Below are 15,499 nucleotides of genomic sequence, written 5' to 3'. Positions count from 1 at the left end.
ATTCAGCCCCTGGGCAGGCGCGGGGTGTCTAGCCCAGCACCCGGGCTCCTGTCCCCGTAATCTTCCCGCATGGCTGCGGCTCAGGGACGACTGTCGGACGGCGCTGGCGGAATGGACGAAGCGAAGGACACCGAGAACGACCGGCGGGAGGCGGACTCCGCCCCGCTGCCCTTCCGGGCCGCCGTCGACGCGCTCAAGGCGGCGCGGCTGCGGCCCCAGATCGAGGTCGAGCCGACGCCGGCGCCCAAGCGGCTCGCCCCGTACTCCTACGCGCTGGAGGCCGCGGTCGTCGACGGCGACCAGGATCTGGCCGACGGCCGGCTGGTGCTGCTGCACGACCCGGCCGGGCACGACGCCTGGCGGGGCACGTTCCGGCTGGTGACGCTGGTGCGCGCGGAGCTGGAGCCCGAGATGGCGGCGGACCCGCTGCTGCCGGAGGTGTGCTGGTCCTGGCTCACCGGCGCGCTCCAGGCACGCGGGCTGACCTACGGGGAGCCGAGCGGCACGGTCACGCGCGCGAGCTCCCACTACTTCGGCGGGCTCTCCGCGCGTCCGGCCGCATCGCAGATCGAGATCCGTGCGTCGTGGACGCCGCGCGAGGGTCTGGGCGGAGTCCCGGACACGGCGGCGCACCTGGCGGCCTGGTGTGACCTGCTCGCCCAGATCGCGGGGCTGCCCCCGGCCGTTCCCGGAGACGCGTCGGTGGTGACGCTGCCCCAGCGGCGAGGACCGCAGTCCCGCTGAGCCCACCCTGATCGGCCCCTGATCGACCCCTGATCGACCCCTGACCGCCCCGCACTGATCGACCTTGTGCGGGGCGGTCAACCATGTCCGGTCGACGATCACACCTGAGTACCCCTCTTGGCCGAATCACTTTGTCGATACGGCCACTTTCGACCGCGTATCGACTCAGACCGAAACCGTTCGACCTTCGAATGATCGACCGCATGTCCGAATTGCACGGATTGTTATCACCGATTCGTGATCATTCTCTAAAGGCGGACGGGTTCGGTGCCGAAGACGACTGTGACCTTGAAAGCACGGTTCGTCCCGGCTTCACCCCCACGAGCCGGCCCCGTCCCGCACCCCAGGAGGCCTGGTGTCCGTTCTCCTCGAGCAGCCCGCAAGCCTGGTCGCCTACCGCCCGAACAAGCCGACCGCCATGGTGGTCGTGGCCGACCCGCGCGTCCGTTCCACCGTCACCCGCCACCTGTGGGCGCTCGGTGTGCGCGACGTCATCGAGGCCTCGTCCATCGCGGAGGCTCGTCCCCGCATCGGCAACCCCCGCGACATCTGTGTCGCAGACGTCCACCTGCCGGACGGCTCCGGCCTCACACTGCTGTCGGAGACCCGCGCCGCGGGCTGGCCCAACGGCCTCGCCCTCTCCGCCGCCGACGACATCGGCGCCGTGCGCAACGCACTCGCCGGCGGCGTGAAGGGTTACGTCGTCACCGGCACCCGCACCAACGTCGGGCTCCCCACCCGGCCGGGCGCCGCCCCCATCGGCGCCGCCGCCGCGCGACTGCACCGCCGCCCCCCGGGTGCCCCGAGCCACCCGGGCGGCTACCGCGAACTGTCCGGCCGCGAGGTCGAGGTGCTGCGGCTGGTCGCGGAGGGCCAGTCGAACAAGGCGATCGGCGTCTCGATGGGCCTGTCCGCCCTGACCGTCAAGAGCCACCTCGCCCGCATCGCCCGCAAGCTCGGCACGGGCGACCGCGCCGGCATGGTCGCGGTGGCGCTGCGGACCGGGATCATCCACTGACCCGCTCCGCCGTGACCCCGTGTGATCATCCCCTCACGTGACTCGGGACCGGCCGTCGGCCCCGTTCACGTCACTGACGGTTCGTGAACCCGCCGCTTCCCCGACATGACTGGTTTGCGACCCTCGGGCGCCCGTCGACGGAACGTTCCGTCGGCGGGCGCTGTCCATACACGGATACCCTTGACATGTGACCGACGCCCACGACACCGCAGCAGACAGCTCACTGCGAACCACCGGAGGCGCCCCTCCGGACGACGGCGGATCTTCTGCTACGGAGGCGCCGATCCCTCTGCTGGAGCCGCGTGAGGGCATTCCGCCCGTCATCGCGGACGAGGCCGCCCTGGCCCGGGTGATCGCCGCCTTCGAGGCGGGGTCCGGGCCCGTCGCCGTCGACGCCGAGCGCGCGTCCGGCTACCGCTACGGGCAGCGCGCCTACCTCGTGCAGCTGCGCCGCGAGGGCGCCGGAACGGCCCTGATCGACCCCGTGGCCTGCCCTGACCTGTCCGCCCTCGGTGACGCCCTGTCCGGCGTCGAGTGGGTGCTGCACGCCGCCACCCAGGACCTGCCCTGCCTGCGCGAGATAGGCATGGTGCCGACGCGGCTGTTCGACACGGAGCTGGCCGGGCGGCTCGCCGGGTTCCCCCGGGTCGGCCTCGGCGCGATGGTCGAGAGCGTGCTGGGCTTCGTCCTGGAGAAGGGACACTCCGCGGTCGACTGGTCGACCCGGCCCCTGCCCGAGCCCTGGCTGCGCTACGCGGCGCTGGACGTCGAACTGCTCGTCGACCTGCGCGACGCGCTGGAGAAGGAGCTGGACCGGCAGGGCAAGCTGGAGTGGGCCCGCCAGGAGTTCGACGCGATCGCCTCGGCTCCGCCGCCCGAGCCCCGCAAGGACCCGTGGCGGCGTACGTCCGGCATGCACAAGGTGCGCCGGCGGCGGCAGCTGGCCGTCGTACGGGAGCTGTGGCAGACCCGGGACCGGATCGCGCAGCGGCGGGACGTGTCGCCGGGCAAGGTGCTCGGGGACGCGGCCATCGTCGAGGCCGCGCTGGCGGTTCCGGCCAATGTGCACGCGCTGGCGGCGTTGAACGGTTTCGGTCACCGCGTGGGCAAGCGGCAGCTGGAGCAGTGGCAGGCGGCCGTGGACCGGGCGAAGGCGCTGAGCGAGGCGCAGCTGCCGCAGCCGGGGCAGTCGGTGACCGGCCCTCCGCCGCCGCGCGCCTGGGCCGACAAGGACCCCGCGGCCGCGGCGCGCTTGTCCGCGGCCCGGGCCGGGGTGTCGGCGCTGGCCGAGCAGCTGAGCATGCCGCAGGAGAACCTGATCACGCCGGACACGGTGCGGCGGGTGTGCTGGGAGCCTCCGGCGGTGGTCGATGCGGAGTCCGTCGCGGCGGCGCTGGCCGGGCACGGGGCCCGGCCGTGGCAGGTGGAGCAGGTGACCCCCGTGCTCGTGGAGGCGCTGTCCGTCAAGGAGGCCTGACCGCCGTAGGGCTTCGCGTCGTGCGGCGGCGGCGGGTGTGTCGTGGTTGTTCGCGCAGTTTCCCGCGCCCCTGAAAGAAGGGCGTCTACTTCGTGGCACCTCGAGTGAAACCGTTGTAGATGAAGCGCTGGAGGAACAGGAAGACGACCAGGGTGGGGACGATGACCAGGATCGCTCCGGCCGAGATCGTCTCCCAGTGGGCTCCGAAGGGGCCCTTGAAGCGGAACAGCGACGTCGAGATCACGCCAAGATCTTCGGAGGGCATGTAGAGGAAGGGGATGTAGAAGTCGTTGTAGACGGTGATCCCCTTCACGATCACGACCGTCGCGATCGCCGGTTTCAGCAGCGGGAAGATGACCTTGCGGTAGACGGTGAAGGCGTTGGCACCGTCTATGCGGGCCGCCTCGTCCAGGGAGACCGGGATGGACCGCACGAACTGCAGGAAGATGTAGATCGAGACGATGTCCGTGCCCATGTAGAGGGCGATCGGCGCCCACAGACTGTCGAACATGCCGAAGCTGTTGACGATCTGGAAGGTGGCGACCTGCGTGGTCACGCCGGGGACCAGCGCGGCGACCAGGAAGGCGGCCAGGACCGCCTTGCGGAAGCGGAACCGGAAGCGGTCGATGGCGTAGGCCGTCATCGAGCCGATGAGGACCGTGCCGCCGATGGCGACGACCAGGATGATCGCCGTGTTGCCGAAGGCCGAGAGCATCCGGCCGTCCTGGAACGCCGTCACATAGTTGTGGAAGTTGAACGGGTTGTCGGGCAGCGCGAGCGCTCCGCTGCCGTCGGCCATCTCCCGCTCGGACTTGAGGGACGTCAGGAACACCGCGGCGAGCGGGAGCAGGACCACCGCGGTCGCGGCGATCAGCGACAGGTACACAAGGACACGGGTCACCGCGCGGCGGGTCATACGAGGTCCACCTTGTCGTCGGGGGCGAGGCGCCGCTGCACCCATGTCACCGCAAGGACGATCAGCAGCAGCACGACCGCGGCCGCCGAGGCGAGACCCGTCTTGTTGAACTGGAACGCCAGCTTCACGGTCTGGATCACGAACGTCTCGGTGCCGGTCGCGCCGCCCGTCATGATGTACGGGATCTCGAAGACCGACAGGGAGCCCGAGATCGAGAGGATCACGGTGAGGGACAGCACCGGTTTGATGCCCGGCGCGATGATGTACCGGAACTGGTGCCAGCGGTTCGCGCCGTCCAGTTCGGCCGCCTCGTACAGCTCCCCGGGGATCGACTGGATCGCGCCGAGGAAGAGCACGAAGTTCAGGCCCAGGTAGCGCCAGACGGAGACGCCGGCCAGGGAGGTGTTCGCCGACTCCGGGGTGCCGAGCCAGGCCCGGTCCGTCTCCGCGCCGAACAGGCTCAGCACCGAGTCGAGGGTGCCGCCGTCCTGGAAGAAGTAGAGGAAGACGAACCCGATCGCCACCCCGTTGATCAGGTACGGGAAGAACAGCACGCCCTTGAAGAAGTTCCGGAAGCGGACATTGAAGCTGAGGATCGTGGCGAAGTAGAGCGCGGCGACGATCTGGACGACGGAGGCCGCCAGATAGTAGCCACTGACCCAGAAGACCTCGAACAGCTCGGAGCGGGTGAAGAGTTCGGCGTAGTTCTCGGCGCCCGTGTAGTTCAGTTCGGGGCTCACTCCGTCCCAGTCGGTGAAGCTGTACGCGACCATGTTGGCGATCGGCGCGTAGGTGAAGACGATCAGGAGAGTGAGCGGGGCGAGCAGGAAGAGCCAGGGGGTGGCCCCGCGCCACAGGCGTGCCGGGCGCGGGGCGGGGGCCGGGGCGGGGGCGGCGGTCGCCTTCGCGGCGGCCTCGACGGCCGCCGTCTCGGTGGTGCCCGTCATCAGGAGCCCAGCGACTTCTGCGTCTCGGTCCACTTCTTCCCGAGGCCGTCCAGGAAGTCGTCCGGGTCGCCCTTCCGGGCGCCGCGGGCCATGTCGACGAGTTCCTGGCGGTAGTCGGGCTTGTTGATGCCGACCTCGGACTGGTTGTCGATGCTTTTCACCTCGGCGCCCTTGCTGTCGTCGAGTTCGAGGAGCTTGACGCCCGCCTCCTCGTACGGCTTCAGGACACCGGGCAGCGGAGCGTCCTTGAGCGGGGACAGCGCCAGGTTGTCCTTCGCGTAGCCCGACTTGTCGGTGAACCAGTCGATCCAGGCGCGGGCGGCCTCCTTGTGTGAGGAGTTGACGTTGACGGCCTGGTTGTAGTCGGGAGACGTCACCGCGCAGAACGTGCCGTCCTTCTGGGCGGGGAAGGGCATGAACCCGATGTCGTCCGGGTCGGTGCCGGCCTGCTTCGCCGCACCCTGCATCTGGATGACCGCCCAGGAACCGAGCCACATGGTGGCGATCTCGCCCTTGGCCAGCTTGGGCTTGGACGCCTCCCAGTTGGTGGTCGTCGGGTCCTTCTCGACGAGCCCCTCGCGCACGATGTCGTACAGCAGGGTGTCCGCCACGCGCAGGTCGGCGCCCTCGGCCCAGGGGTTGCCCTCGGCGAGCCTGGTGGTGGCCTGCTCGTCACAGCCGACCGAGCCGTTGACGCCCGTCCACTGGCTGAGCGGCCACTTGTCCTTGAAGTTGGTGTAGTAGGGGATCGCGTCGGTCTTCGACTTGATCGCCTTGAGGCCGGCGAGGAACTCGGCCGGTGTGGTGGGCCATTCGGTGACCCCGGCCTGACTCCACACCTTCTTGTTGTAGATGAACCCCGGAAGGGCGCCGAGCGGGCTCTGGCCGTAGACCTTGCCGTCGACCGTCGTGAAGTCGGTGAAGCGGTACTTCTTGCTCCGCTCGGCCTCGCTGCCCAGCGAGGCGAAGAACCTGGGGTAGTCCTTCTTCTCGATCACCGAGGGGATCATCAGGACGTCGCCGTAGTTCTCCGTGTTCATACGGATCTTGACTTCGCCCTCGTAGTCGGTGATGCCGTCGAACTCGACCTTCACCTTGGGGTACGTCCTGTTGAACTCGGCGGCGTACTTCTTCATCGTCCCGTCCTGCACGAGGTCGGTGCGGTGGGTGAGGACGGTGATGGTCCCGCTGACCTCGGCGGGATCGTCGGGTGCCTCGGCGTCGGCGCCCTTGGCGGAGCCTCCGGTGCCGGTGCAGCCGGAGGCCAGCAGGGCTGCGCCCACGGCGAGGGCGAGGAGGGTACGGCGGTTCATGTGCGTCAGCTCCGTTCGCGGAGGGGAACTCGGGACGGACGAGCACGTGCGGTATGGCTGGTTCGGAACTCTGACAGCGTGCACTCAACCGGTAAAGTCCCAATCCCGCCAACGATGCGAAACCGACACACGACTCTTCACTGAACCGGTTAAGGGAGTGCGCATGCTGGAGGCCACACCGCTCGGCGACGGATGGATCCTGCGGCACGACTCGGACGGGCTGCAGGCCACCGTGCCGGGGTGCGTGCACACCGACCTGATGGCGGCCGGGGTGATCCCGGACCCGTTCCTCGGCCGGAACGAGACCGAGGTGGCCTGGGTGGGGCGCCGCGACTGGACCTACGAGCGGCAGCTCGGGGGCTCGTCCGCGCAGGAGCAGACCGACCTGGTCTTCGACGGGCTCGACACCGTCGCCGAGATCTCCCTGGACGGGCGGCTGCTGGGGAAGGTGCGCAACATGCACCGCTCGTACCGGTTCGATGTGACGGGCCTGTCCGGGCGGCTCTCCGTGCGGTTCGTCTCGGCGTACGCGGAGGCGGAGGCCGTACGGGGCCGGGTGGGTGAGCGGCCGGCCGCCTATGCGGAGCCCTACCAGTACCTGCGCAAGATGGCCTGCTCCTTCGGCTGGGACTGGGGGCCCACCCTGGTGACGGCCGGGATCTGGCGGCCGGTGCGCCTGGAGCACTGGTCGACGGCGCGGATCGCCCGGGTCCGCCCCCTGGTGACCGTCGAGGAGGGCGCCGGGGTCGTCGAGCTGGCCGTCGACGTCGAGCGGAGCCGGGTCGAGGCACCGCTCGCCGTGGAGGCGACCGTCGCGGGGGTACGGGCCCGGGCCGAGATCGAGGGGGCGGGCGGGGCCGTACGGCTGCGGGTGCCGGACGCGGAGCTGTGGTGGCCGCGCGGCTACGGCGAACAGCCCCTGTACGACGTCGAGTTGAAGCTGCTGCACGGCGAGGACGCGCTGGACGTGTGGCGGCGGCGGATCGGCTTCCGGACCGTGGAGCTGGACCGCGGGCCCGACGCGCACGGCACCGGCTTCACCCTCGTCGTCAACGGCGAGCGGCTCTTCGCGCGGGGCGTCAACTGGATCCCCGACGACGTCTTCCCCTCCCGGATCACCCGCGAGCGCTACCGGGAGCGGCTGGAGCAGGCGGCCGGCGCGGGAGTGGATCTCGTACGGATCTGGGGCGGCGGGATCTACGAGAGCGAGGACTTCTACGACGCCTGCGACGAGCTCGGGCTGCTGGTCTGGCAGGACTTCCCGTTCGCCTGCGCGGCCTACCCGGAGGAGCAGCCGCTGCGCGGCGAGGTGGAGGCCGAGGCGCGGGAGAACGTCGTACGGCTGATGCCGCATCCGTCGCTCGTGCTGTGGAACGGCAACAACGAGAACCTGTGGGGCTTCAGGGACTGGGGGTGGGAGCCGCGGCTGGCCGGGGACTCCTGGGGCGAGGGCTACTACCTGGGCGTGCTGCCGCGCGTGGTGGCCGAGCTGGACCCGACCCGGCCGTACACGGCGGGCAGCCCCTGGTCGGGGTCGTGGGACCACCATCCGAACGACCCGGCGCACGGCACCCACCACTCGTGGGAGGTGTGGAACCGGGAGGACTACGCGGACTACCGGCTGAGCGTGCCGCGCTTCGTCGCCGAGTTCGGCTGGCAGGCGCCGCCCGCGTACACCACGCTGCGCCGGGCCCTGCCCGGGCAGGAGCTCGCGCCGGACTCCCCCGGCATGCTGCACCACCAGAAGGCCGACGACGGCAACGGCAAACTGGAGCGGGGGCTCGAGCGGCATTTCGCCGTGCCGGAGGGCGACTTCGACCGTTGGCACTACCTGATGCAGCTCAACCAGGCGCGGGCGGTCGCGGCCGGGATCGAGCACTGGCGTGCGCACTGGCCGGTGTGCGCGGGCACGATCGTCTGGCAGCTCAACGACTGCTGGCCGGTGACGTCCTGGGCGGCGATCGACGGGGACGGCCGGGAGAAGCCGCTGTACCACGAGCTGAGGCGGCTGTACGCGGACCGGCTGCTGACGATCCTGGCGGGGGACGACGGGGTGGAGCTGGCCGCCGTGAACCAGGCGGCCGGGGACTGGACGGGGGCGCTCACCCTGCGGCGGATGTCCGTGGCGGGCGAGGTGCTGGGCCGGACGGGTGTGAGGTTCACGGCCGGGGCACGGGCCGTGGCCCGGATCGAGGTGCCGCGCGAGCTGACGCCCGTCGGGCCGAAGGAGTATCTGGTCGCCGACGTGTGGGGGTCCCCCCGCTCGAGCGAAGCCGAGAGTGCGGGAGGGCTGCGGGCGATGCACTTCCCGCTGCCCGACCGTGAAGTCTCCTACCCAGAGCCCGAGTTCGATGTCGCGCTCGCTCCGGGCGGGATCACCGTGACCGCCCGCACCCTGGTCCGGGACCTGCTGCTCCAGGCCGACCGGCTGGAGCCGGGGGCGCGGGCCGACCGGGGGCTGGTCACCCTGCTGCCGGGCGAAGAGGTGACCATCGGGGTGCGCGGCTGGAAGACTCCGGACGCGGAGACCGCCCGCTCGGCCCTGTACTGCGTGGAGCCCACCCGATGACGGCAACGCCACCCCCTCGCGTCACCATCAAGGACGTCGCCGCGCGCGCCGGTGTGTCCAAGGGTGCCGTGTCCCTCGCCTTCAACCACAAGCCCGGGCTCTCGGGAGCGACCCGGGACCGGATCTTCCGGGCGGCGCGCGAACTGGGCTGGGCGCCGAGCCTCACGGCGCGGACCCTGGCCGGATCGCGGGTGGACGTGGTGGGCCTGGCGGTGTGCCGGCCGGCGCGGGTCCTGGGGCTCGAACCCTGGTACATGGAGTTCGTCTCCGGCGTGGAGAGCGTGCTGGCCGAGCACTCCAGCTCGCTGCTGCTGAGGCTGGTGCGGAACATGGACGAGGAGGTGGGGGTCCAGGAGGCGTGGTGGCGGGCGCGGCAGATCGGCGGGTCGATCCTCGTCGACTTCCGCGCGGACGATCCGCGGGCGGCCATGGCGCAGCGCCTCGGGATGCCGGCGGTCGCCGTCGGGCATCCCTCGCTCACCGGGGGGCTCACGTCGGTGTGGACGGACGACGCCACGGCCGTGAGGGAGGCGGTGCGGTATCTGGCCGCCCTCGGGCACCGTCGGATCGCCCGGGTGGGCGGGGCGGCGGACCTCGGACACACGGCGATCCGGACGGCGGCCTTCGACGAGGCGGCGGGGGCGCTGGCGCTGGCCGGGGCGTGGCAGGTCGCGACGGACTTCTCGGGGGACGCGGGGGCGCGGGCGACGCGGTCGCTGCTGACCGCGGCGCAGGCCGACCGGCCGACCGCCATCGTGTACGACAACGACATCATGGCGGTCGCGGGGCTGGCGGTGGCGGCGGAGATGGGGCTGCGGGTGCCGGAGGACGTGTCGCTGCTTGCCTGGGACGACTCGCAGCTGTGCCAGCTGACGCACCCGACGCTGTCGGCTATGAGCCATGACGTGCACGGGTTTGGAGCGGAGGTGGCCAGGACGCTGTTCTCGGTGATCACCGGGGGTGAGGGTGGGTCGCATCCTGTGCCGACTCCTGTGCTGACGCCTCGGGGGTCCACTGCGCCGCCTCGGTAGGGGCCCGTACGGGGGTGCGGGCCGTGTGTGGTTGCTCGCGCAGTTCCCCGCGCCCCTGAAAAGCAGGGCGCTGCCCTCATGGGGTGTGACCTTCACCGCTCCGCCTGTCAGGGGTGTGCAGTCACGTTACTCATAAGTAGCATGGGCCTGAGCGCGCGCTCAGCGCATCGCAGCAGCAATGCAGATCCTGACCCTGGAGGAGAGCCATCGTGCCTCGTACCGTCAGGGACGTCGTCTTCGTCGACGGCGTCCGCACCCCGTTCGGCAAGGCGGGCCCGAAGGGCATCTACCACGAGACCCGTGCCGACGACCTCGTCGTGAAGGCGATCCGGGAGCTGCTGCGCCGCAACCCCGGACTCGACCCGAAGAAGATCGACGAGGTCGCCATCGCCGCGACCACGCAGATCGGTGACCAGGGCCTGACCATCGGCCGCACCGCCGGGATCCTCGCGGGTCTCCCGCAGTCCGTGCCGGGCTACTCCATCGACCGCATGTGCGCCGGCGCCCTGACCGCCGTCACCTCGGTCGCCGGTTCCGTCGCCTTCGGCGCCTACGACATCGCCATCGCGGGCGGTGTCGAGCACATGGGCCGCCACCCCATGGGCGAGGGCGTGGACCCGAACCCGCGGTTCGTCTCCGAGAAGCTGGTCGACGAGTCGGCCCTCTTCATGGGCATGACCGCGGAGAACCTCCACGACCGCTACCCGCAGATCACCAAGCAGCGCGCCGACGAGTACGCCGTGCGCTCCCAGGAGAAGGCCGCCAAGGCGTACGCCAACGGCAAGATCCAGGCCGACCTGGTGCCGGTCTCGGTACGCCGGACCTCCCCCGAGGCCGGTGAGACGGGCTGGGGCCTGGTCACCGCCGACGAGCCGATGCGCCCGGGCACCACCCTGGAGAACCTCTCCGGTCTGAAGACCCCGTTCCGTGTGCACGGCCGGGTCACCGCCGGTAACGCGGCCGGTCTGAACGACGGCGCCACCGCCTCGCTCATCGCCTCCGAGGACTTCGCGCGGGAACACGACCTCCCCGTGAAGATGCGCCTGGTCTCCTACTCCTTCGCGGGTGTCGAGCCGGAGGTCATGGGCTACGGCCCGATCCCGGCGACGGAGAAGGCGCTGGCCCAGGCCGGCCTGTCGATCTCCGACATCGGCCTGTTCGAGATCAACGAGGCCTTCGCCGTCCAGGTCCTGGCCTTCCTGGACCACTACGGCATCGCCGACGACGACGAGCGCGTCAACCAGTACGGCGGCGCCATCGCCTTCGGCCACCCGCTCGCCTCCTCCGGCGTCCGCCTGATGACGCAGCTGGCCCGCCAGTTCGAGGAGCAGCCGCACGTCCGCTACGGCCTGACCACCATGTGCGTCGGCTTCGGCATGGGCGCGACGGTCATCTGGGAGAACCCGCACTTCGAGGGGGACAAGTGAGCACCACCGCCGAGCTTCTGAAGCAGGCTTCCGAGCTGTTCCCGGACGAGGTCGTCACAGTTGCGCACGTGCGCCACTTCGACCTCCCCCTGGGTGCCGGGCGCTTCGCCCTGATCACCCTGGACAACGGCCACGACCACACCAAGCCGACCACCTTCGGCCCGGCCTCGCTGGCGAACCTGAACGCCGCGATCGACCAGGTCGAGAAGGAGGCGGCGGACGGCGAGATCACCGGCGTCGGCATCACCGGCAAGCCGTTCATCTTCGCGGTCGGCGCCGACCTCAAGGGTGTGGAGATCCTCAAGGAGTACGAGCACGCGCTCGCCATCGGCAAGGGCGGCCACGAGGTCTTCAAGCGGCTCTCCAAGCTGGCCGTGCCGACCTTCGCGTACTACAACGGCGCCGCGATGGGCGGCGGTGTCGAGGTCGGTCTGCACTGCACCTACCGCACCGTCTCCGCGGCCCTCCCGGCGTTCTCGCTGCCCGAGGTCTTCCTCGGCCTGGTGCCCGGCTGGGGCGGCTGCACGCTGCTGCCGAACCTGATCGGCCCCGAGAAGGCCGTCTCGGTGATCATCGAGAACAGCCTCAACCAGAACAAGCAGCTCAAGGGCAGCCAGGTCTTCGAGCTCGGGATCGCCGACGCGATCTTCGAGGGCGCGGACTTCCTGGAGCAGTCGCTGATCTGGACCGCCGCCGTCCTCAAGGGCGAGCTGGAGATCGAGCGCCCGGTGATCGACCGCGGCGAGGGCTGGGACCAGGCCGTCGCCAAGGGCCGTTTCATCGCCGACTCCAAGGTGCATGGCGCCGCCCCGGCCGCCTACCGCGCCCTGGACATCATCGCCGCCGCCAAGAACGGCGACCTCCAGCAGGGCTACGACGCCGAGGACAAGGCCCTCGCCGACCTCATCATGGGCGGCGAACTGCGCTCCGGCATCTACGCCTTCAACCTGGTGCAGAAGCGCGGCAAGCGCCCCGCCGGCGCCCCGGACAAGTCCCTGGCCCGCCCGGTCACCAAGGTCGGTGTCGTCGGTGCCGGTCTGATGGCCAGCCAGCTCGCGCTGCTGTTCCTGCGCCGCCTCGAGGTGCCGGTCGTGCTGACCGACATCGACCAGGAGCGCGTCGACAAGGGTGTGGGCTACGTCCACGCCGAGATCGACAAGCTGCTCGGCAAGGGCCGCATCAACCAGGACAAGGCCAACCGCCTCAAGGCGCTGGTCTCCGGTGTGCTGGACAAGGCCGAGGGCTTCGCGGACGCCGACTTCATCATCGAGGCGGTCTTCGAGGAGATCGGCGTCAAGCAGCAGGTGTTCGCGGAGGTCGAGGCGGTCGCCCCGGCGCACGCCATCTTCGCGACGAACACCTCCTCCCTCTCCGTCTCGGAGATGGCGTCGAAGCTGCAGCACCCCGAGCGGGTCGTCGGCTTCCACTTCTTCAACCCGGTCGCGGTCCTGCCGCTGCTGGAGATCGTCCGCGGCGAGAAGACCGACGACGCCTCTCTGGCCACGGCCTTCGCCGTCGCCAAGAAGCTGAAGAAGACCGCGGTCCTCACCAAGGACGCCCCGGCGTTCGTCGTGAACCGCATCCTGACCCGCTTCATGGGCGAGATCCAGAACATCATCGACGAGGGCACCCCCGTCGAGGTCGCCGAGAAGGGCGTCGAGCCGCTCGGTCTGCCGATGTCGCCGCTGGTCCTGCTGGAGCTGGTCGGCCCGGCGATCGGCCTGCACGTCTCGGAAACCCTCAACAGGGCGTTCCCGGACCGCTTCACGGTCTCCCCGAACCTCAAGGCGGTCGTCGAGGCGGGCAAGCGCGGCTTCTACGTCTACGACAGCGGCAAGCCGGAGCTCGACCCGGAGGTCGCCGCGCTGCTGAAGCAGGGCGACACCGTCCTGACGGAGGAGCAGGTGCGCGAGCGCGTGCTCGACGCGGTGGCGCAGGAGATCGGCATCATGCTCGACGAGGGCGTCGTCGCCGAGGCGCAGGACATCGACCTGTGCCTCATCACGGGCGCCGGCTGGCCGTTCCACCTGGGCGGCATCACGCCGTACCTGGACCGCGAGGGTGTCTCCGAGCGCGTGAACGGCAAGAGGTTCCTGGCGCAGGGCGTCGCGAGCGTCCCGGCGTGACTCTCCCGGTGGGGTGAGTGAGGAAGGGCCTCCGCGGTGCGCGGAGGCCCTCTTCTCATGTGCCGGGCTGTTCGGCGGCTTCCAGCCGTGTCCTGAGCTCGGCGTTCTCCACTTCCAGCACGGCGATGCGTTTACGGGCGAAGTACAGCTCCAGCACGGCATCCTGGAACTCCGCGACGAGCTGCTCGGGTGTCAGTTCCATCGCACCCGCCCTAGGCCTGGGCCAAGAGGGTGACCTTGCCGTTGCCACCCTTCCAGTACAGGGCGCCGCCGCGGGAGAAGAGGGAGCCGCCGCCCTGCTCCTTGGCCGGTTCGGCGGGGACGTCGTCGAGGCGCGCCGCGCCGTCGAGCCGCGTCGTGCCCTCGACGAGCAGGGCGGGAGCCTCGGACCGCTGGACCACGTGGAGCTGGCCGCCGGGCGTGGCTCCGATGCCGATGCCTATGCCGGTGCGTCCGCTCCCCTTGACGACGAAGTCCTCCAGGCCGGGATTGTTGCGCAGCACGATCAGCGCGCCCTTGGTCGGGGCGTCGGTCGCGGTGACAAAGATGCCCTGGGCGGCCGTCCCCTTCGTCCTGAGGTCGATGGAGACCCCCGAGGCGCCGTGGTCCGACCCGTCGGCGTACCCGTTGTGGGTGATCTTCAATGTGCCGCGCTGGGCCCGCTCGGCGCCGCTGAGGTACATCGCGGACGACTCCGGGTTGACCGACGTCACGTTCAACGCCGCCTTGTCGCCGGACGTGGCCGCGTAGTTGATCTTCACGGCGTACTCGGTCGGCGACGCGCCGTAGAACGCGGCCGGGGCGGCGTACTGGGTGTAGCCGTCGTCGGCCGCCGCCTCCGATCCGGTGGCGACGGTCACCGCGCCCGCGGTGAAGGCGCCGAGGAACAGTCTTCGTCCCACTGCCATCTGAACTCCTTTTGTCTGCAGGTGCCGTGCGAGGTCGATGCACGGGGGCCGAGCCGGGCCATCCTAGAGTGATCATTCAGTGAAGATCACGAGAAGGCCGCGTGCAGACCCGCACGGCTCCGCTCAGAGCTCCTGCCACGCGGTGAGCGCCAGCCCCGGTTCGTCCTTGCGGCGGGCGAACAGGAGCGCCCCGGTGAGCGAAGAGGCACTGGCGGCGACGACCTGGTCGTGCTCGTCGAGCGCCACCGACACGACGGCGTCGGCAGGCAGCTGAGGGCCGGACTCGGTCCACCAGGCACCGGCCGACTCCTGCTCGGTCGGATACGCGGCGAAGGCGACCCGGCCGCTCGCCGACCGCTGGGCGAGCACGGTGCAGTCGTAGCCCTCGATGACACACCGGACGGCGGAGACGGGCCCCGGGCCGGCGGAGGGCAGCAGGGTCACCGGCTTCTCACCGGGGCGCCAGGCGCACAGATCGCCGGAGCCGTCGGTGAAGAAAAGGGTGGTGTGCTCGGCGGACGTGGCGAGCGCGCGCAGGGTGCCCGGACGCACGGGAGCGTCGACGCCCTCGGCCCGCACCGGCTTCTTGCCGTCCGACTCCTGCCGCCAGCGCAGAATCCCGCCGGGCACGGAGGCGTACAGCTCGACCAGCCCCGACTCGCCCGTGACGGCGGCCAACTCCCCCTCGACGTCATGCCCTTCGAGGTCCAGCCAGCCTCCCCAGCCACCCTTCACCTTCTGGTTGCGCAGGCTGACTCCGCCGCTCCCGTTACGGACGAAGACATAACCCCGCCCCGCCCCGTCCACGGTCACGGCGGGCGGCCCCGTACGGTCGCCCTTCTTGTCCGGATGGCCGATGGGAGTCCAGTCCAGGGGCGCGAGGTGGGGGCGGAAGTGCGTGGAGTGCACGAGCCCGGACTCCCCCGGGCCGACCAGGCGGCCCCGCCCCTCACACCCACGCCGAAGCCGACCCCGCCCGGCACGACGCCGTCCCCGGCGGACTGCACGCCGCTGGATCTGGGC

At 70.5% G+C, this 15,499-nt stretch carries 13 protein-coding genes; 7 read left to right on the top strand and 6 right to left on the bottom strand.

Translation table 11 applies throughout. From position 1 onward, the window contains the following. Positions 1-69 precede the first annotated feature (69 nt). From ABT116_RS00530 to ABT116_RS00520, 3 genes are all read left to right on the top strand, one after another. On the top strand, positions 70-744 hold the full coding sequence (locus ABT116_RS00530; RefSeq protein ID WP_351625731.1) for a DUF3000 domain-containing protein: 675 nt from the start codon (positions 70-72) through the stop codon (positions 742-744). A 355-nt stretch (positions 745-1,099) separates the two neighbouring features. After that, entirely contained in the window at positions 1,100-1,762 is a 663-nt protein-coding gene (locus ABT116_RS00525) for a response regulator transcription factor (RefSeq protein WP_003993737.1), read from the top strand. A gap of 187 nt (positions 1,763-1,949) precedes the next feature. After that, entirely contained in the window at positions 1,950-3,239 is a 1,290-nt protein-coding gene (locus ABT116_RS00520; protein WP_351625723.1) for a ribonuclease D, read from the top strand. Between the two features lie 85 nt (positions 3,240-3,324). On the opposite strand, the gene ABT116_RS00515 is transcribed toward ABT116_RS00520, so the two are convergent. Genes ABT116_RS00515 through ABT116_RS00505 form a run of 3 tightly spaced genes read right to left on the bottom strand, consistent with a single transcriptional unit; the run spans position 3,325 to position 6,415 of the window. Beyond that, a complete protein-coding gene (locus tag ABT116_RS00515) occupies positions 3,325-4,155 on the bottom strand; it encodes a carbohydrate ABC transporter permease (protein ID WP_351625720.1) in 831 nt (276 codons plus the stop codon). Further along, entirely contained in the window at positions 4,152-5,102 is a 951-nt protein-coding gene (locus ABT116_RS00510; RefSeq protein WP_351625717.1) for a carbohydrate ABC transporter permease, read from the bottom strand. The genes ABT116_RS00515 and ABT116_RS00510 overlap by 4 nt, the downstream gene beginning before the upstream one ends. After that, positions 5,102-6,415, bottom strand: a complete 1,314-nt coding sequence (locus ABT116_RS00505; protein ID WP_351625713.1) for an ABC transporter substrate-binding protein — start codon at positions 6,413-6,415, stop codon at positions 5,102-5,104. The genes ABT116_RS00510 and ABT116_RS00505 overlap by 1 nt, the downstream gene beginning before the upstream one ends. 163 nt (positions 6,416-6,578) lie before the next feature. Here ABT116_RS00505 and ABT116_RS00500 point away from each other — a divergent pair, with 163 nt between their 5' ends. The 4 genes from ABT116_RS00500 (at position 6,579) to ABT116_RS00485 (ending at position 13,568) form a co-directional block, all read left to right on the top strand. Further along, the gene (locus tag ABT116_RS00500) at positions 6,579-8,984 is read left to right on the top strand and encodes a glycoside hydrolase family 2 protein (RefSeq protein WP_351625707.1); all 2,406 of its coding nucleotides are present in this window, start codon (positions 6,579-6,581) and stop codon (positions 8,982-8,984) included. Continuing rightward, the gene (locus tag ABT116_RS00495; RefSeq protein WP_351625705.1) at positions 8,981-10,015 is read left to right on the top strand and encodes a LacI family DNA-binding transcriptional regulator; all 1,035 of its coding nucleotides are present in this window, start codon (positions 8,981-8,983) and stop codon (positions 10,013-10,015) included. The genes ABT116_RS00500 and ABT116_RS00495 overlap by 4 nt, the downstream gene beginning before the upstream one ends. Positions 10,016-10,224: 209 nt before the next feature. Beyond that, positions 10,225-11,442, top strand: a complete 1,218-nt coding sequence (locus ABT116_RS00490) for a thiolase family protein (RefSeq protein WP_030838745.1) — start codon at positions 10,225-10,227, stop codon at positions 11,440-11,442. After that, a complete protein-coding gene (locus ABT116_RS00485) occupies positions 11,439-13,568 on the top strand; it encodes a 3-hydroxyacyl-CoA dehydrogenase NAD-binding domain-containing protein (protein WP_351625703.1) in 2,130 nt (709 codons plus the stop codon). The genes ABT116_RS00490 and ABT116_RS00485 overlap by 4 nt, the downstream gene beginning before the upstream one ends. Before the next feature lie 55 nt (positions 13,569-13,623). On the opposite strand, the gene ABT116_RS00480 is transcribed toward ABT116_RS00485, so the two are convergent. The 3 genes from ABT116_RS00480 to ABT116_RS00470 form a co-directional block, all read right to left on the bottom strand. Continuing rightward, the gene (locus ABT116_RS00480; RefSeq protein ID WP_351625700.1) at positions 13,624-13,770 is read right to left on the bottom strand and encodes a hypothetical protein; all 147 of its coding nucleotides are present in this window, start codon (positions 13,768-13,770) and stop codon (positions 13,624-13,626) included. Positions 13,771-13,780: 10 nt separating this feature from the next. Beyond that, positions 13,781-14,476, bottom strand: coding sequence for a hyaluronoglucosaminidase (locus ABT116_RS00475; protein ID WP_351625693.1), 696 nt, complete (start codon positions 14,474-14,476; stop codon positions 13,781-13,783). Between the two features lie 123 nt (positions 14,477-14,599). Then, positions 14,600-15,499 (bottom strand): hypothetical protein (locus tag ABT116_RS00470; protein ID WP_502983800.1); only part of this gene is annotated, 900 nt, incomplete at its 5' end.

The organism is Streptomyces sp. NPDC002130, assembly GCF_040296465.1.
In the GTDB taxonomy this organism is placed as follows: domain Bacteria; phylum Actinomycetota; class Actinomycetes; order Streptomycetales; family Streptomycetaceae; genus Streptomyces.
Note: the sequence above shows the minus strand (reverse complement) of the source record. Positions and strands in the feature narration are given on the sequence as shown.